Origin of the sequence: Streptomyces sp. NPDC058257 (assembly GCF_042881845.1) — a bacterium.
Lineage (GTDB): Bacteria > Actinomycetota > Actinomycetes > Streptomycetales > Streptomycetaceae > Streptomyces.
The window spans coordinates 152,141-168,046 of the sequence record NZ_JBHVXJ010000005.1; the positions used below are offsets into that span (position 1 = coordinate 152,141).

At 70.7% G+C, this 15,906-nt stretch carries 17 protein-coding genes; 7 read left to right on the forward strand and 10 right to left on the reverse strand.

The window, feature by feature from the left end; genetic code table 11:
- Positions 1–30: 30 nt before the first annotated feature.
- Together ACFVXC_RS15535 and ACFVXC_RS15540 are read right to left on the reverse strand one after the other, a co-directional pair.
- The gene (locus ACFVXC_RS15535) at positions 31–600 is read right to left on the reverse strand and encodes a TetR/AcrR family transcriptional regulator (RefSeq protein WP_389905553.1); all 570 of its coding nucleotides are present in this window, start codon (positions 598–600) and stop codon (positions 31–33) included.
- A 5-nt stretch (positions 601–605) separates the two neighbouring features.
- A complete protein-coding gene (locus ACFVXC_RS15540) occupies positions 606–1,301 on the reverse strand; it encodes a type 1 glutamine amidotransferase domain-containing protein (protein WP_389905555.1) in 696 nt (231 codons plus the stop codon).
- A 130-nt stretch (positions 1,302–1,431) separates the two neighbouring features.
- Here ACFVXC_RS15540 and ACFVXC_RS15545 point away from each other — a divergent pair, with 130 nt between their 5' ends.
- The gene (locus ACFVXC_RS15545; RefSeq protein WP_389905556.1) at positions 1,432–2,385 is read left to right on the forward strand and encodes a LysR family transcriptional regulator; all 954 of its coding nucleotides are present in this window, start codon (positions 1,432–1,434) and stop codon (positions 2,383–2,385) included.
- Positions 2,386–2,412: 27 nt separating this feature from the next.
- Here the strand turns inward: ACFVXC_RS15545 and ACFVXC_RS15550 are convergent, their stop codons facing one another.
- Entirely contained in the window at positions 2,413–2,805 is a 393-nt protein-coding gene (locus ACFVXC_RS15550; protein WP_389905558.1) for a nuclear transport factor 2 family protein, read from the reverse strand.
- 86 nt (positions 2,806–2,891) lie between these two features.
- Here ACFVXC_RS15550 and ACFVXC_RS15555 point away from each other — a divergent pair, with 86 nt between their 5' ends.
- A complete protein-coding gene (locus ACFVXC_RS15555) occupies positions 2,892–3,467 on the forward strand; it encodes a PadR family transcriptional regulator (RefSeq protein ID WP_389905559.1) in 576 nt (191 codons plus the stop codon).
- A 10-nt stretch (positions 3,468–3,477) separates the two neighbouring features.
- Positions 3,478–4,203: an HAD family hydrolase gene (locus tag ACFVXC_RS15560; RefSeq protein ID WP_389905561.1), complete on the forward strand. Its 726-nt coding sequence runs from the start codon at positions 3,478–3,480 to the stop codon at positions 4,201–4,203.
- A gap of 20 nt (positions 4,204–4,223) precedes the next feature.
- On the opposite strand, the gene ACFVXC_RS15565 is transcribed toward ACFVXC_RS15560, so the two are convergent.
- A complete protein-coding gene (locus ACFVXC_RS15565; protein WP_389905563.1) occupies positions 4,224–7,451 on the reverse strand; it encodes a cytochrome P450 in 3,228 nt (1,075 codons plus the stop codon).
- Positions 7,452–7,665: 214 nt separating this feature from the next.
- Between ACFVXC_RS15565 and ACFVXC_RS15570 the strand changes: the two genes are divergently transcribed.
- Positions 7,666–8,247 carry a PAS domain-containing protein gene (locus ACFVXC_RS15570; RefSeq protein WP_389905944.1) on the forward strand — a complete coding sequence of 194 codons (582 nt, stop codon included), beginning with the start codon at positions 7,666–7,668 and terminating at the stop codon, positions 8,245–8,247.
- Positions 8,248–8,304: 57 nt separating this feature from the next.
- On the opposite strand, the gene ACFVXC_RS15575 is transcribed toward ACFVXC_RS15570, so the two are convergent.
- From ACFVXC_RS15575 to ACFVXC_RS15595, 5 genes are all read right to left on the reverse strand, one after another.
- Positions 8,305–8,643, reverse strand: a complete 339-nt coding sequence (locus tag ACFVXC_RS15575) for a MerR family transcriptional regulator (protein WP_389905565.1) — start codon at positions 8,641–8,643, stop codon at positions 8,305–8,307.
- A 435-nt stretch (positions 8,644–9,078) separates the two neighbouring features.
- Positions 9,079–9,387, reverse strand: a complete 309-nt coding sequence (locus ACFVXC_RS15580; protein ID WP_389905567.1) for an SCO5918 family protein — start codon at positions 9,385–9,387, stop codon at positions 9,079–9,081.
- A 62-nt stretch (positions 9,388–9,449) separates the two neighbouring features.
- Positions 9,450–10,979, reverse strand: a complete 1,530-nt coding sequence (locus ACFVXC_RS15585; RefSeq protein ID WP_389905569.1) for a DEAD/DEAH box helicase — start codon at positions 10,977–10,979, stop codon at positions 9,450–9,452.
- Between the two features lie 264 nt (positions 10,980–11,243).
- The gene (locus ACFVXC_RS15590; protein WP_389905571.1) at positions 11,244–11,447 is read right to left on the reverse strand and encodes a cold-shock protein; all 204 of its coding nucleotides are present in this window, start codon (positions 11,445–11,447) and stop codon (positions 11,244–11,246) included.
- Between the two features lie 237 nt (positions 11,448–11,684).
- The gene (locus ACFVXC_RS15595; protein ID WP_389905573.1) at positions 11,685–12,173 is read right to left on the reverse strand and encodes a DUF3662 domain-containing protein; all 489 of its coding nucleotides are present in this window, start codon (positions 12,171–12,173) and stop codon (positions 11,685–11,687) included.
- 187 nt (positions 12,174–12,360) lie between these two features.
- Here ACFVXC_RS15595 and ACFVXC_RS15600 point away from each other — a divergent pair, with 187 nt between their 5' ends.
- Positions 12,361–13,254, forward strand: coding sequence for an RNA polymerase sigma factor SigF (locus tag ACFVXC_RS15600; protein WP_389905574.1), 894 nt, complete (start codon positions 12,361–12,363; stop codon positions 13,252–13,254).
- Between the two features lie 79 nt (positions 13,255–13,333).
- Positions 13,334–13,729: an STAS domain-containing protein gene (locus ACFVXC_RS15605; protein ID WP_389905576.1), complete on the forward strand. Its 396-nt coding sequence runs from the start codon at positions 13,334–13,336 to the stop codon at positions 13,727–13,729.
- Positions 13,730–13,792: 63 nt separating this feature from the next.
- Here the strand turns inward: ACFVXC_RS15605 and ACFVXC_RS15610 are convergent, their stop codons facing one another.
- Positions 13,793–13,939 carry a hypothetical protein gene (locus ACFVXC_RS15610; protein WP_389905577.1) on the reverse strand — a complete coding sequence of 49 codons (147 nt, stop codon included), beginning with the start codon at positions 13,937–13,939 and terminating at the stop codon, positions 13,793–13,795.
- A 315-nt stretch (positions 13,940–14,254) separates the two neighbouring features.
- Between ACFVXC_RS15610 and ACFVXC_RS15615 the strand changes: the two genes are divergently transcribed.
- Entirely contained in the window at positions 14,255–15,763 is a 1,509-nt protein-coding gene (locus ACFVXC_RS15615) for an FUSC family protein (protein WP_389905578.1), read from the forward strand.
- The last annotated feature ends 143 nt before the right edge of the window (positions 15,764–15,906 follow it).

A 15,906-nucleotide genomic window follows, 5' to 3' on the forward strand; every position in this document is an offset into this window, starting at 1 on the left:
CGTGGGGAGTGGGGGGGGAGGGGAGGTCGGTCAGCGGGTCGCCGTCGTGGTCACCGGCGAGCCGAGGAGGCCGGTCAGGAGCGCGTCCGTGGCCGGGGCGAAGAGGTGGCGGCCGTCGGACACGGACTCCAGGCCGATGACCAGGGCTATGCAGGAGTCGGCGGCCTCGGCGGGCTCCACCCCGGCCGGGGTCCCCGCCTCGGTGAACAGCTCGATGAGCAGCCCCCGCAGCGAGCCGGTGAAGCCGTGGCAGATGTCGCCGAAGAGGCGCGCCTTCTCGTCGAGGAGTTCGGCGGAGTGCGGAGAGTCCCCGGCGAGGCGCAGGACCAGGTCGAGCTTGGCGTCGAGGACGCCCCGGATGCGCTCGGCGCTCGACGTGTCATCGGCCGCCGCCTGCCGGGCCCGCGCGAGCGCCTCTGCGTGCAGGCGCTCGGCGAGCTTGCGGAAGGCGTCGTCCTTGTTGCGTACGTACTGGTAGACCGCTGACCGGGACACGCCCATCGTGGAGGCGATGTCGTCCATCGTCGTGCGCCGTACGCCATACCGTGTGAGGGAGGCGTAGGTGGCGTCGAGGACCTCGTCGAGCCGGTCGGTGCCCATGAGGGTCAGACCAGCTTCTTGACGATCTCGTCCGCCAACGGAGCTGCGGACGCCGGGTTCTGACCAGTGATCAGGTTACGGTCGACGACCACCTTGGGGGCCCACGCGGCACCCTCCTGGAAGTCGACGCCCGCCGCGACGAGCCGGTCCTGGAGCAGCCACTTGGCCTTCTCGGCGAAGCCGGCCTGCGTCTCCTCGGCATTGGTGAAGCCGGTCAGCCCGTACCCGGCGAACGCGTTGGAACCGTCCTCCTTGGTGGCCGCGAGCAGTGCGGCCGGGCCGTGGCAGACGACGCCCAGCGGCTTGCCCGACTCCAGGGCGGCGGTGAGGAGCCTGCCGGACTCGGCGTCGACGGCGAGGTCCTCCATGGGGCCGTGGCCACCGGGGTAGAAGACGGCGGCGTAGTCGGCGAGGTCGACCTCCTCCAGCTTGAGCGGCGTGAGGAACTCGCTGATCTCCGCGAGGGACACGGCGACCTTGTCGGCGCCTTCCTGGCCGCCGTTGACCTCGGGCGCGAGGCTCGCCTGGTCGACGGTCGGCACGACGCCACCCGGTGTCGCGGCGACGATCTCGTGCCCGGCGGCCTTGAACGCCTCGTACGGCGCGACGGCCTCCTCGGCCCAGAAGCCGGTGGGGTGCTGGGTGCCGTCGGCCAGCGTCCAGTGGTCGGCGCCGGTCACGACGAACAGAATCTTGGACATGTCTCTCTCCGAGGCTGAGATCTTGCTGGGCTCTGTCTGGAACCCCTGACGTTCTGTGCTCAGAACGTCAGGGGGTGCTGTCCTCGAACGTAGATGGGGATGCCCAACGAAATCCAATAGGTTGACCCATATGGGAGATAGGAATTCCGATGGATCGGCGGGAACGGCCCCGGCCGGTGGCCCGCTGGACCTGAACCTCCTGCGTACGTTCCTCGCCGTGTACCGTTCGGGTTCCTTCACCGCCGCCGCCCGCCTGCTCGGCCTCTCGCAGCCCACCGTCACCACGCAGATCCGGGCCCTGGAGCGGCAGGTCGACCGGGAGCTGTTCGAGCGCCTGCCGCGCGGTGTCACCCCCGCGCCGTACGCCGACGCGCTCGCCGCCCGTGTCGTGGATCCCCTCGACGCCCTCGCCGCGGTCACCGGGCACGGCGGCCCCCTCGACGGCGCCCCGGCGGAGCCCGTCCACCTGGCGGGCCCGGCGGAGATGCTCTGCCACTGCGCGCTGCCCGCGCTGGCACCACTGGTCGAGAAGGGGGTCCGGCTGCGCGTGACCACCGGACTGACCGATCGGCTCCTGGACGAGCTGCGTGCGGGGCGACATGATCTGGTGATCGCCACGGAGCGCCCTCGTGGGCGCTCCCTGAGCTCCGTGCCCCTTGCGGACGAGGAGTTCGTCCTGGTCGCGGCGCCCTCCTGGGCCGAGCGCATCGGCGGCGACGCGCGCATCGCCGCCGAAGGGCCGGGCGTGCTGCTCGGCGTCCCGCTGGTGACCTACGCCGAGGATCTGCCGATCGCCCGCCGCTACTGGCGGCACGTCTTCGGCAAGCGGCTGACCTGCGAGGCCTCCGTCACCGTCCCCGACCTGCGCGGTGTGCTCTCGGCCGTCACCGCGGGCGCGGGATTCTCCGTGCTGCCCCGCTACCTCTGCCGTGACGCACTGGCCGCCGGAACCCTGATGCTCCTCCACGACCCGCGGGACGCCCCGATCAACACGGGCTTTCTGGTGCAGCGCCCCGGATCCGCGGACAACCCGCACGTCGCCCTCGTGCGGGACCGGCTCGTCGAGTCGGCCCGCGCCTGGTAGCGGCGGCTGCCTCCCGACGGGCGCCGCCTACGCGTCCGCCGCCTCCCCCATGATCTGGTCCCACTGGGCACCCATGGCCGCGGCGAGCGCCTGGGCGGCCGACAGGGGGCGGACCATCACCATGAGCTCGTCGATCAGTCCGTCCTCGTCGAGGTGGAGGAAGTCGCACCCGGTTATCCGCCGGTCGCCGACCCGGGCCTCGAAGACCAGCGCGGAATCCCGCCCTCCGGCGTCGTTGATCTCCCGTACGTACCGGAAGTCCTCGAAGACCCGCGTGACGCCGCGCAGGATCGCGGCGGTCGTCGCCCTGCCCGGGTAGGGCCGGAACACCACCGGGCTTGAGAAGACGACGTCCTGGGCCAGGAGGGCCTCGATCGCCGCGTGATCGTCGGCCTCGACGGCCTTGCGGAAAGCCTGCACGCCCGCACACCTCGCAATCGTTCGTTCATAGTCAACTTGTTGAATAGGTGTGAAGGAGAGTAATCACATCGGTATACGGTGTCCAGATGTCTCTCAAGTACGCGGTGCTCGCGGCGCTCCTGGAGGGTGAGTCGTCCGGCTACGACCTGGCCAAGATCTTCGACGTGTCCGTGTCGAACTTCTGGTCCGCGACTCCCCAGCAGCTCTACCGCGAACTGGAGCGACTCGCGGGCGACGGCCTGATCGACGCCCGCGTGGTGCAACAGGAACGCAGGCCGAACAAGCGGATGTTCACGCTCACCGATGCCGGTCTGCGGGATCTGCACGCCTTCTCCGCACAGCCGCCCCGGCCCATCGCCATCCGGGATGAACTCATGGTCAAGGTGCAGGCCATGGACGGCGGCGATCCGGCCGCCACCCGCGCGCTGATCGAGGAGCGCATGAAGTGCTCACGCGGCAAGCTCGCCCGGTACGAACGGCTGCGCCTCCACCTCCTCGGCGGCCGTGTAGAGGCGGAGTACCTGCGCGACGCCGAGCGCGTCGGCCCCTACCTCACGCTGATGGCGGGCCGTTACCTGGAGGAGTCGAACCTGCGCTGGGGCGAGCAGGTCCTTGAGATCATCGACCGACGATTCGACTACGCCGCCAAGGGCGGGACTTGAGGAGGCCGAAGTGGCAGAAGTGCTTGAGGCGGCGGAGGATCGGCCGGACACGCCCCCGAGTGCGGTGCTCACCGACTTCGGCGGTGTGCTGACCACCAGCGTGCTCGACTCGTTCCGCTCCTACTCCGCCCGGGTGAGCGACGATCCGCTGCTGATCGAGCGGCTGTTCCGCGAGGACGCGGAGTCGTCGGCGCTGCTCGTGGAGCACGAGTGCGGGCGCATGGGCGAGGCCGAGTTCGAGAAGGGCATCGCGGGGCGGCTGCGCCAGAAGGGCGTGGACGTGGGGTCGGCGGGCCTCGTGGCCGGGGTCGGTGCGGGTATGCGGCCGGATGAGACGATGCTCGCGGCCCTGCGGGAGCTGCGCGCCCAGGGCGTTCCGGTGGCGATCGTGTCGAACGCGCTCGGCGACGACTGCTACCAGGGATACGACCTGGACGCGCTCGCGGACGTCGTCGTCATCTCCAGCGAGATCGGCTCACGCAAGCCGGGCCGTCGCATCTACCGAACGGCCTGCGAGCGCCTCGGCGTCGAACCCTCCGCCTGCGTCATGATCGACGACCTGGAGCACAACCTGCGCGGGGCGGCACGGCTCGGCATCCGGGGCCTGCACCACCTGGACAGCGACGAGACGACGCGCGCCCTGGGGGAGTTGTTCGGCAACGGCAACGGCAACGGCAACGGCAACGGCAACGGCAACGGCCCGCACGCCGGACCCGGCGCCCCGGGCCCGGCGTGAGCCGCCTGTTCTGGCCCCCCTTATCCGGCCGCGTACACATCCTCTACATAACGCCCCTGCGCGGTCAGCTCGCCGAGCCACTGCTCGGAGTCCGCAGCGGTGGCTCCCGGCGTACGGCGCTGATGGAGCGTGCGCAGGGCGTCACGCACGCCCGGTGCCATCCGTGAGCCGTCGCCGCAGACGTACACGCGTGCTCCGGCGGTCAGCAGGTCCCACACCTCGTCGGCCTCCGCCACGATGCGGTGCTGGACGAAGGCCGCCCCGTCGACGGGGGAGGCGCTGAAGGCGGGGCGCAGCGAGACCGCACCGGCGGCTTCCGCGGCGCGCAGCTCCGCAGCGTGCAGGAAGTCGGCATCCGGGTCGTCGCAGCCGAAGTAGCACAGTGCGCGCGGGAGTTCGGCACCCTTCGCCGTCAGTTCCGCGCGGTCCGCGATCGCGCCGCGGAACGGGGCGAGGCCGGTACCCGCGGCGACCATGACGACGGGCGCCGCGTCCGCGTGGTCGATGCGGAAGGCCTCACGGCACGGCTGGACGCGGGCGAGGACGGTGTCGCCCGTACGCACCCCGCCCAGGTGGCCGGAGCCGGTGCCGCGGTACAGCAGCCCGCTGCCTGAGCGGGCCGGGGCCTGAAGGATGGACACCATCAGGTCGGCGTGGCCGGGGCTCACCCCCGGCGATGAGGACACCGAGTAGTGACGAGGGCGCAGGGGCGTGAGCACGTCAAGGAGGCGCGGCCACTCCAGGGCACCGCGCAGGGCCGGAAAGCCCTCGATCAGTTCGAGCAGTGTGCGCCCGTCGGCCGCGCGGGCCGAGGCGTCGTCGGCCAGGGTGGTGAGAGCGGCCCGCTCGGGCGGGCAGGGGTTGGCGGCGGCGAGCACGGCCAACTGGACCTCGGTGGGCCGGTCCTGCAACTCGACGTGGTGAGTAAGGAGTTGGCGTACCGTCAGCGGGCGGTCGACGGCGAGACCGTCGCGGCGCGGGCGGCTCGCGCGGATGTCCAGGACGGCGTCCAGGTCCACGCCGAGCGCGGCGGCGGCCCGGTCGACGAGCGCCGGGTCGTTGACCGGCAGCACGCTGAGATGGTCGCCGGTGCGGTAGGCCACGCCGTCGGGCAGGGCGAGCCGTACGAAGCGCTTCGTACGGGGATGTCCGGGCGCGGTGAGGTCGTGGGCCTCACTGACCGTCATCGGAACGAGGCCGTGCCGTGCGGCGAGCGCGTCCAGCGGACCGCCGGTCAGCTCGCGGACCTCGTAGGCGTCCGAGGCGGCGGCGTCGGGAGCTGCCGGCGCCTCGGAATCGCCGTACCGCGCGAGAAGCGCCGTACGCAGCCGCGACGTGAACTCGTGTATGGTGCCGCCCAGATCGCCCGACGCGTCGGCCGCCGTGCGCTCCAGGAGCCGGGTGCCGCCCAGCTCCGCAAGGCGCTCGTCCAAGCGTGTCGGGACGTGCTGATAGGTGGCGGCCCAGTTGCGGTCGCCCACGCCGAGGACCGCGTACGCGAGGTTCTCGGCGGTGTCGGCAGGGGCGCCGTCGAGCCAGGAGGCGAACACCGTGGCGTCGTCGGTGGGCCGGCCGTTGTACGAGGCGGCCGTGATGACCACAGGGCGGTCGGCGGGCAGCGCCCCGGCGTACTCGTCCAGCGGCGCGACCTCGCTCTCGCAGCCCACCGACGCGGCCTCGTCGGCGAGTCGGGCCGCGAAGTCCCGGCAGGTTCCGTAGTTGCTGCCGTGCAGGAAGAGCGCGCGGGTGCCGGGAACGACGCGTGCGGGAAGCACGGTGGCGTCGGGCTCGACCGCTGCCGGGCCGGATACCGCGCCTGGCAGCGGGCCGTGCACGCGGTCGGCACTGGTGCGCGGTGACAGGGTGAGCGTGAAGCCGTCGGGCTTGAGGGTGAGTGTCTCCTTGACGGTGAGCCGGTAGTCGGCGTGGTCGTGAAGGCGGTAGCGGTGCACCAGCATCCCGAGGAGCATGGTCGCCTCGTGGAGAGCGAACTGCCTCCCGATACACGCCCGTTCGCCGGTTCCGAACGGCTTGAACGCGTGCGGGGAGCGTGCGGCCTCCGCCTCCGGGGTGAACCGCGCCGGGTCGAACAGCTCCGGGTTGTCGCCCCACACGGGCTGGCGGTGCAGCATCGGCGCCAGGATGGTGACGCCCTGCCCGGCACGGAGCGGGATGCGGCCGCCGAGGAGCGTGTCCTCGCGGGCGTGCCGTCCGAACGCGGCGGCCGTCGGCCACAGTCGCAGCGCCTCGTTGAGCACCTGGCGCGTGTACGTGAGCCGCCCGATGTCGTCGAACGTCGGCTCGGGGTCGGCCGTGTCGCCCCACACGGCGTCCACCTCGCGCCGTACGAGGTCGAGGACGGCGGGATGCTTGGCGAGGTAGTACATCGCGAACGACATCGCGCCGGACGTCGTCTCGTGCCCCGCGATCAGGAAGGTGATGACCTGATTGCGGATGTTGGCGGTGTCCAGCTTCGCGCCGTCGCCCGGGTGCGCGGCGCTGAGCATGAGCCCGAGCAGGTCGTCGGCGGGTCCGGCGCCGGTGGCGCCCCCGGCTCGCGCGGAGATGACCTCGTCGACCACTCGCGCCAGATAGTCGGCGTCCGCGCGAAAGGCCGCGTCCGCCGCCGAGTGGTCGGTGCCCGGCGTACGGCTGAGGCGCGTCATGCTCCACTCCAGGCAGCGGACCATGGAGTCGATGAAGGGGTGCGGCTCGGCACGCTCGAACGACCCGAAGTCGTAGCCGAACCCGGCGAGTCCGATCGTGTCCAGCGTCATCCGCGTCATGTCACCCGGTACGTCCACGGGGAGCCCGTCCCGCGCGCCGCGGTCCCACGACTCGATGAGGCGGTGGGCGACGCGCAGCATCACCGGGTGGTACGTACGCATCGAACCCAGCGCGAACGCGGGCATCAGGATGTCGTGCGCGCGGGCCCAGTTGGGCTCGTCGTTGTACGCGGTGAACAGTCCGTCGGCGGTGAACTCCCGCACGTTCTGCAGGGCCGGGCCGACGTGCTTGGCGAAGCGGGTCTCGTCGGCGAGCTCGGTGACGAGATCGAGATCGCTCACGAACAGCGCTTCCCGGCCGTGCAGACGGCGCCGCACCACGGGCCCGTGGCGGCGGAGCATTTCCATGATCTGCTGCAGTGGGGCAGGCCCCTGCCCGGTGGCGGAGATGTCGATCAGCGGTACGCCGTCGAGATCGGGACCGGCGTCCTGAGGGAACGGTGCGATGGTGGTGGGGGGCATGGCGTGACAACTGCCTTTCGCCGTACGGAAGTCACTGCACACCCAGCTTGACCGCCGCCCCCGCGGGCGCACGCCGCGCCACTACATGATTGTGTAGGGGCGAATGGCGCCCCGCTCTTGACTGCTCCTCGCCGAAAGGAGTCGCCCTGTGGACTCCGAGGGCTTTGTCGACCCCGCGAATTCCGTGGACTCCGTGCTGTGGCGCAACCGCGCCATGCTCCTCTTCAACCGCATCCCGATGCCGGTCGCGGTCTGCGAGGCGAGCGGGGCGATCATCATCGCCAACTCGGCGATGGCGGCGGAGTGGGGTGAGACCTCCGGCACCCTGCGGGGCCGCAACGTACTGGAACTGTTCCGCCCCGAGGAGAAGACGCAGGTCCTGCGGATCGCCGAGGCGCTGCGGCTGCGGCACCGCTCGCGCTATCCGGTGGCGGTGCACTGGACGGCGGCCGACGGTGTGCGGCGTCACGGTGAGCTGACGGCGGAGCCGGTGAGCGACACGGCCGACGAGGTTCCCGGCCTCCTCGTGCTGCTCCGCGTCCTGGGCGAGGACCGTGCCCCCGATCCGGCCCCCGCTGAAGCCGCGACGCCGGCCGAGGCGCGCATCCTGGCCCTGCTCGCCGGCGGCGCCACGACGGCGCGGGCGGCCCGCGAGACGGGCCTCACCCGGGACGGCGTCACCTACCACCTGCGCCGTCTGACGGAGCGCTGGGGCGCGGCGAACCGGACGGAGCTGGTGGCACGGGCGTACGCGCTGGGAGTTCTCGCTCCGGGGGTGTGGCCTCCGACGGCCTGAACCGGGCCTGCCGGGGGAGTGGACCTGCCCGGGAGTGGGCCCAGCGCGCGGGCGGTCTCAGTGTGGGGTGCCGCTCGACTCGTCGGTGGCGCGGCGGTACTCGACGTTTATGCGCTTGGCCTCCTCGAGCTGGTCCTCGAGGATGACGATGCGGCAGGCCGCCTCGACCGGGGTGCCCTGGTCCACCAGTTCGCGGGCGCGCGCTGCGATCCGCAGTTGGTAGCGGGAGTACCGCCGGTGTCCGCCCTCTGAGCGGAGCGGTGTGATCAGCCGGGCCTCACCGATGGCCCGCAGGAAACCGGGTGTGGTGCCGAGCATCTCGGCGGCCCGCCCCATGGTGTAGGCGGGGTAGTCGTCGTCGTCCAGACGACCACTGAGCGGGATATCTGCAGTCATGTCACCTCGTTATGGCACGCGTCGAGGGGCCCTGATGCCGTACGGCACCAAGGCCCCGAAGGAAATTCAACACCATCGGTCGGCTTCCTTGCTGCGCCGACCTCTTCTTTCCGCTCTCCGGCCCGTGAACAGGCGGGAATGCGGGGATCGCTGATGCGTGACCGAGGACCACCTTCCAATCCGGGGTCTTGCGGCACCCGGGCCGAATCGATCTCGGGCCGGGCGATCCTGATGGCGTCTGCTCCTCCGTCCTCCCTCTTGGTCTACAACTACGAGAGAAACCCTAATCATGCGGAAGCGCAATGTCTACGATGACGAGCATAGATTTTGTGTGCTGCCATCCGGATGCGGGTGGGGGATGTACGCAAGGAGGGCCCCACCGGCGCACCGGTGGGGCCCTCCTTGCTGCTCTGCTGTCGTGTCCTGCGTCTCCCGCTACGCGGGAGTGGAGGCGCCGAGCAGCGCCGACGCGGTCTGGAGCGGGGTGAGGTCGCGCGGGGCCGCGTCCTCGGAAGGGGTGCGGCAGGTGAAGCCCAGGAGTGCCATGGCGCGGGTGACTTCCCCGGCGCTGAAGTCACGCCGGTCCTGCCGGGTGATGACCGCGCCCACCTGCTTGATGGGGTAATGGCGGCGGCCGATGATGACGGAGTCACCTGTGATCGGCTCGGGCTTGATGCCCTTCATCGTCTCAAGGACGCCACTCTTGGTGAGGTCGAACGGGAAACGGGCGATGACGCAGCGCATGGTGCCTCACAGGTGAGGAGGGGGACGGCTGACAGGGTTGAGGCGATCGACGCGCGAGGGTCCTAGGCCGCCGGGCTGGAGGCGGAAGGGCCCTGGGCGACGCGGCGCGGAGCGCGGTCGGTACGCCGGTCCTGGGCGCTGCGGCTGCGGCGGCCCCGGGAGGAGGAGGAACTGCCGCGCCGGGGGCGCTCCGCGGCGGGCGCGGTGATGGTGACCGGGATGCCTGTAGGAGCCTGGGCGCCGGTGATGCGGCTCAACTCCTCGTCTCCGGAGCGCACCTGGGCGGTCTGCGGGGTGATGCCCGCGGCGACCATCAGGCGGCTCATGTCGCGCCGTTGGTTGGGTGTGACCAACGTGACGACGCTGCCGGACTCACCGGCGCGGGCCGTGCGGCCGCCGCGGTGGAGGTAGTCCTTGTGGTCGGTGGGCGGGTCGACGTTCACGACCAGGTCGAGGTTGTCGACGTGGATGCCGCGTGCGGCGACGTTGGTCGCCACGAGCACCGTCACATGACCGGTCTTGAAGTGGGACAGGGTGCGGGTGCGCTGCGGCTGTGACTTTCCGCCGTGCAGGGCGGCGGCGCGGACGCCGCTGCTCAGGAGGTGCTCGGTGAGGCGGTCGACGGCGTGCTTGGTGTCCAGGAACATGATTACCCGGCCGTCGCGGGCCGCGATCTCGGTGGTCGTGCGGTGCTTGTCGGCGCCGTGGACGTGCAGCACGTGGTGTTCCATCGTGGTGACCGCGCCTTGCGAGGGGTCGACGGAGTGGACGACCGGGTCGGTGAGGTAGCGGCGGACAAGCAGGTCGACGTTGCGGTCGAGGGTGGCGGAGAACAGCATCCGCTGGCCCTCGGGGCGTACCTGGTCGAGGAGCGCGGTGACCTGGGGCATGAAGCCCATGTCGGCCATCTGGTCGGCCTCGTCCAGGACGGTGATGCCGACCTGGTTCAGCCTGCAGTCTCCCCGGTCGATGAGGTCCTTGAGCCGGCCCGGCGTCGCGACGACGACTTCCGCGCCGGCGCGCAGCGCACCGGCCTGCCTGCCGATCGACATGCCGCCGACCACCGTGGCGAGCTTCAGCCGCAGGGCACGGGCGTAGGGAGTGAGCGCGTCGGTGACCTGCTGGGCCAGTTCCCGGGTGGGGACGAGGACCAGGGCAAGGGGCTGGCGCGGCTCGGCGCGCTGACCTTCCGTGCGGGCGAGCATCGCGAGTCCGAAGGCGAGGGTCTTGCCCGAGCCGGTGCGGCCACGGCCCAGTACGTCGCGGCCCGCGAGGGAGTTGGGCAGGGTCGCACCCTGGATCGGGAACGGCTGGGTCACGCCTTCGCGGCCGAGCGCGGTGAGCAGCGGCGCCGGCATCGCGAGATCGGCGAACGACTCGACGGCGGGGAGCGCGGGGGTGACCGTGACCGGCAGGGCGAACTCGCCCTGCGGCGCGGACGGTCGGCGCCCGTAGCCGCCCGAACGGTTCGGACCGCCGGAGCGGCCGCCGGACGGAGCTCCGTAACGGTTCCCGCTCCTGCCGGAGCCAGAGCCAGAGCCGGAGTTGGAGCCGGAGCGGTAGGAGCGGTCGTTCGTACGAGTGCGGTTCATGCGGAACCTTCCTTGATGCGGCACGTACCAAGGAATTTCCGCAGCGAGAGCACAGCGCGGAGAATCGCGAGAACGGGCCGGGGGAATGCGTAAAGCGAATCTGTGGAGCGAATGCGTAAAGCGAATCCGCTAAGCCGATCCGGCCGACGAGGATTACTGCGCGCGCGGATGCGCGGGGGATCCGTGGCCTGGATGGTGTGTCAAATGCACGAGCTGGGGCCCGCACCCAAGGTGCGGGCCCCAGCTACGAAGTACGCGTGAGCGTCAGGCGGGAACGATGTTCTCGGCCGTCGGGCCCTTCTGGCCCTGGGCGATGTCGAAGGTCACCTTCTGGCCTTCCTGGAGCTCACGGAAGCCCTGGGCGGCGATGTTCGAGTAGTGGGCGAAGACGTCGGGGCCGCCGCCGTCCTGCTCGATGAAGCCGAAGCCCTTTTCCGAGTTGAACCACTTCACGGTGCCGTTAGCCATATTAAATCTCCTTCGGGGCAGTGCCCGGAGCCCGCACTGTGCGGACTCCGTGTCGCCGCGATGATTGCCCCGCCGGAAATGACCGGAAATACAAAAGTGCTCCCACCCGCCGAGAAAAGGCTGGTGAGGGCACTTGAAGTTTTTGGGAACCACAACTGCAACTGAGATCGACAGTAGCACGGTGCGATCGGCTCCGGGTGGTAAAAAAATGCGCTCCGGGCGTCGCGCGAGAAACTCTCAGAGCGCGTCGCGCTGATTTCTCTCACGGCCGGCACACATATTGGTCGGCTCGAAACACAGCGTTTCTGCCGCAGGGGTCTGCCCGGGGATCATCCCGAGGACCACCTCGTGTTCCGCGGGGGTGATGCGGCCGTGAACCTGGAACCTGCCCACCGCGTCGCCACCGGCCGACCGCAGGCTGACCGCGACGGGCCCCGCGAACGTGTAGCCCTGCTCGGCGGCGTGACGGTGGACCTGAGCGGCGAGGTAGCGACTCAACTCGGTGCTGGTGGCGCTCAGCCGGCGGTGGCTCTCCGGCGGCAGCTCGATGACGAACGAGTTGGGCACGAGGACACGCTCGCGCCCGAGGATCAGCGCGCTGTCATCGCACTGTCGGCGCAGTATGGCGACCACTTCCCCGCGCTTGTGCCGGGGCGGAAGCAGCAGAGTCCACAGGTTGGCCGTCCAGCGCTCCATGGTGTGTTCGATCCGGTAGATGAGTCGCATGGCGCTTCCGCTGCCCGGCGCTCCAGGGCGCACACTCACCCGATGGGGTGGCCGGTCCGGATCCGGGGCTGACTTCCGGGGTTCTTATACGGAGAGTCAAGTCACGGGAATGTAACGGCAGATGGTGGGTAAGAGCCCGTGCACGGCGCGCTCTCACCCCGGGGGCGCCTTGTGTTTGGGAGTGACGATGGTGGCCTCGACGACGAGCAGCCAAGGACCCGCGACGTCGTTCGCCGAGCGACATACCGCCGGCCCCGACATCGCCGCAGCCGACCCGACGGCATCCGAACACCCCCTGCCCCCCGCCCTCGGGAAGCGCACGGCCGATCTGCGGGCCCTCTCCAAGACGCTCTTCGCCCGCCTCGACGCGGTGGAGGAAGGCACGCCCGAGCACTCCTACGTACGCAACTCGCTGGTGGAGCTGAACCTCAACCTCGTGCAGTACGCGGCGCATCGGATGCGCCCGCGCGACGAATCGTTCGAGGACGTCGTCCAGGTGGGCACGATCGGTCTGATCAAGGCGATCAACCGCTTCGACCTCCAGCGGGGCGTGGAGTTTCCCACCTTCGCGCTGCCGACCATCATGGGCGAGATCAAACGATTCTTCCGCGACACCACCTGGGCCGTGCGCGTCCCCCGCCGGCTTCAGGAACTCCGCCTGGACCTGGTGAAGGCCACCACCGATCTGGAACAGACCAACGGGCACACCCCGACCACGGCGGAACTCGCCGAGCATCTGGACCTGGACGAGGCCGAGATCAGCGAAGGCCTGACCGCCGCCAACGGCTACACCACGGCCTCCCTGGACTTCCCGGCCGACGGCGTCGACTCCGACGACACGCTCGCCGACCACGTGGGCTACCGCGATCCGGAGCTGGACAAGGTCGAGGACCTGCACACCCTGAAGCCGCTCATCGCCGCGCTCCCGGAGCGCGAGCGCAAGATCCTCGCGATGCGCTTCGCCGCCGATATGACGCAGAGCGAGATCGGTGCGGAGCTGGGCATCTCCCAGATGCACGTCTCGCGCATCCTCACCCGGATCCTCGGGCGGCTGCGGGTCAAGCTCCTCGACAAGAGGTAGCGACGGGGCGCGAGCCACGCCGAGCTGTGCCGGGAGAGGGTTCTGTGCCGATCTCGGTACGATGGGTCGTGGGGGTGTGATGTCCACTGAGACCCATCGCCTGACCATCACCGAGCTCGCGAGTTGCTCCGACTCCGCGGTGCTGCGGGTCAGCGGCGAGCTCGACCAGTCCTGCGAGGAGTTCTTCCTGCGTACCCTCGGCGCCAGCGTCGAGGCCGGGCACCGGCATCTGGTCCTGGACGTGACGGCGCTGATGTTCTGCGACTCGCGCGGCCTCAACTGCCTGCTCGCGGTGCGCTGGCTGCTCGCCCGCCGTGAGGGCAGGCTGCTCCTGGCCGGGGCGGGGCGGCGCCTCTCGGAAATGCTGGCGCTGACCGGCAGCACGGAACTTCTCCCCGCTCACCGCACGGTCGGTCAGGCCCTCCTCACCCTGCCGGAGGACGAGCGCCCGCAGTGGCCGCCGAGGGCGCCGTAGCCCGCGGGATCGCGTCCCGCGGCTCCTCAGCTTCTCGGCAGCTTCTCGGCTCCTCTGCGACGCTCAGTGGCGTCCTCGGATCTTGCCGAGCATGCGCTTGGCCTGGGCCCGCTTCCTGGGGTCGGCCGAGGCCTGGCGGACCTGACGGATCGTGCGCTGCCCCTGTGGGCTGCGGACGAACTGCTTGATGCGGTCGATCACTCCGGGCATGGCGACTCCTGAGACGTGAGAACCACCGCCCTACGACGGACGGGGTGCTCGGGAGCTACCCAGGGCAGCGGCGCTTACGCCATGGTCTCGGCCCAGGGTGCTCTCCGGCGCATGGTCCGTTGGCCCTCTCGTGGCGCGGCATGGGGGCATATGAATGGGCCAATGGCTCAGTGAAACTGATGCCTGTTGAGCCAGTGAGGCTCTTGATGGTGTGATGTGGCTGTCGATGGCGCTGCGGATTCCCGCGGCGCCTTTTGCATGCGGGCAGGTTGCGTGCGAGCAGGTCGAGCTGGACGTGAAAGGGGCGGGGAAGCTGTGCTGAGGAGCGTGTTCGTGGCGCCGGATCCGGGGCGGTCGCGGTTGCGGTTCGCCGCGCGGGCCGTCATCGGCATCGCGCTCGCGGTGACCGTGTGCGCTCTGGCCGGGCACTCGCTCGCCGCGGCGATCACCGGCGGGCTCGCGGCGCTGCTCGCTCTGTTCACCGTGGGTGACGCGACGGTGAAGGGGCAGGCCGTCACCACGGCTCTGCTGCCCGCGGTCGGGTTCCCCGTGCTCGCCCTCGCGGCGATGCTGCACGACGTACCCGTGGCCCGGGACATCGCCTTCCTCGGTGTGATGGGCCTGGGCGTGTACGCGCGGCGGTGGGGGCCGCGCGGGCACTCGCTCGGCGTGTTCGCGTTCATGATGTTCTTCGCGACGCAGTTCCTGCACACGGGGCCGGGGCAGCTGCCCGAGCTGTTCGCGGCGATCCTGCTGTCCCTGTGCGCCTCGTCGTCCGTACGGTTCGGGCTGTGGTGCTACGAGCGCCGCCTGCCGCCCGCTGCCGTGCCCGCGGCGCCGGGTGGCAGGGGTCTTGCCAGGACGACGACCCGGCAGGCGGTCCAGGCGGCGCTCGGCGGCGCCTTCGCGCTCGCCGCGGGGCAGGTGCTCTCCGACCAGCGCTGGTACTGGGCCGTGGGCGCCACCTGGTGGGTGTTCGTGAACACCGCGTCGAGCGGGGAGACGCTGGTGCGGAGCTTCAGGCGGGTGCTCGGCACGGTCATCGGCATCGGGGCCGGTTTCGTCCTCGCGGTCCCGCTGCACGGTGCGCCGGTGCCTTCGGCGATCATCGTCGCCGTCAGCGTCTTCGGGATCTTCTACACGGCCGCCGTCTCGTACACGTGGATGATGCTCGCGGTCACCGTGATGGCGGGCGTGCTCTACGGGCTGCTCGGGGTGCTGAACCCGGGGCTGCTCGCCCTGCGGGTCGCGGAGACCGGTGTGGGGGCGCTCGGTGCCGTACTCGCCGTGCTCCTCGTGCTGCCCGTCACCACGCACGCCACGACGAACGCCTGGATCGAACGTGCCCTGCGCTGTGTGCACGCCTGCACGGAGGAGGCCGCGGCCCGGCTCGCCGGGGCCCGGCACGCCGATCCGGCGCCACGCGTCGCCGAGTTGGAGCAGCTCCTTGGGAAGGTGCGGTTCTCGCTCGCTCCGCTGGTGCACCCGTTCAGCCCGCTGCGGGCCCGCAAGGAACGCGCCCGCCAAGTGCTCGCGCTGCTCGACGCCTGCGCCCGCGAGGTGCGCGCTCTCGCCTCGATCGCCGCGGACCCCGAGGCCTCGCACGACGACCGGCTCGCCGCCGCCTGCTGGCGCGTGGAAGCCGCGGTGGAGGCACTCACCGCGCCGCGGGCGGCTCGCGGACCGGCCGCCGACACGGTGTCCCTGCCGCATCCCTCCGCCGCCGAGCCTGTGTTGGCCCATCTGCACGGCCTGGAGAAGGCACTCGTCGAACTGGCCGTGCCGCTGCGCACTTCGACTCGTACGCCTCTGATCGAGGCCTGAGCAGGCACGTTCCCCTCGACCGCGCGAAGCCGTCCTGCCGATGAGAGCCCAGGAGACATGAGGTGGCCCATCGCGTGGTAGACGAACTTCCGCTCCTGCGGGCGCCGGGCCAAGCCGTGCGCCTCCGCCCGGAGGGTGCCGGA

Bases quoted from the DNA above. Each gene is read 5' to 3' on its own strand.
- ACFVXC_RS15535 (WP_389905553.1), bottom strand. From the start codon at position 600: ATGGGCACCGACCGGCTCGACGAGGTCCTCGACGCCACCTACGCCTCC.
- ACFVXC_RS15540 (WP_389905555.1), bottom strand. From the start codon at position 1,301: ATGTCCAAGATTCTGTTCGTCGTGACCGGCGCCGACCACTGGACGCTG.
- ACFVXC_RS15545 (WP_389905556.1), top strand. From the start codon at position 1,432: ATGGGAGATAGGAATTCCGATGGATCGGCGGGAACGGCCCCGGCCGGT.
- ACFVXC_RS15555 (WP_389905559.1), top strand. From the start codon at position 2,892: ATGTCTCTCAAGTACGCGGTGCTCGCGGCGCTCCTGGAGGGTGAGTCG.
- ACFVXC_RS15565 (WP_389905563.1), bottom strand. From the start codon at position 7,451: ATGCCCCCCACCACCATCGCACCGTTCCCTCAGGACGCCGGTCCCGAT.
- ACFVXC_RS15570 (WP_389905944.1), top strand. From the start codon at position 7,666: ATGCTCCTCTTCAACCGCATCCCGATGCCGGTCGCGGTCTGCGAGGCG.
- ACFVXC_RS15575 (WP_389905565.1), bottom strand. From the start codon at position 8,643: ATGACTGCAGATATCCCGCTCAGTGGTCGTCTGGACGACGACGACTAC.
- ACFVXC_RS15580 (WP_389905567.1), bottom strand. From the start codon at position 9,387: ATGCGCTGCGTCATCGCCCGTTTCCCGTTCGACCTCACCAAGAGTGGC.
- ACFVXC_RS15585 (WP_389905569.1), bottom strand. From the start codon at position 10,979: ATGAACCGCACTCGTACGAACGACCGCTCCTACCGCTCCGGCTCCAAC.
- ACFVXC_RS15590 (WP_389905571.1), bottom strand. From the start codon at position 11,447: ATGGCTAACGGCACCGTGAAGTGGTTCAACTCGGAAAAGGGCTTCGGC.
- ACFVXC_RS15595 (WP_389905573.1), bottom strand. From the start codon at position 12,173: ATGCGACTCATCTACCGGATCGAACACACCATGGAGCGCTGGACGGCC.
- ACFVXC_RS15600 (WP_389905574.1), top strand. From the start codon at position 12,361: ATGGTGGCCTCGACGACGAGCAGCCAAGGACCCGCGACGTCGTTCGCC.
- ACFVXC_RS15605 (WP_389905576.1), top strand. From the start codon at position 13,334: ATGTCCACTGAGACCCATCGCCTGACCATCACCGAGCTCGCGAGTTGC.
- ACFVXC_RS15610 (WP_389905577.1), bottom strand. From the start codon at position 13,939: ATGCCCGGAGTGATCGACCGCATCAAGCAGTTCGTCCGCAGCCCACAG.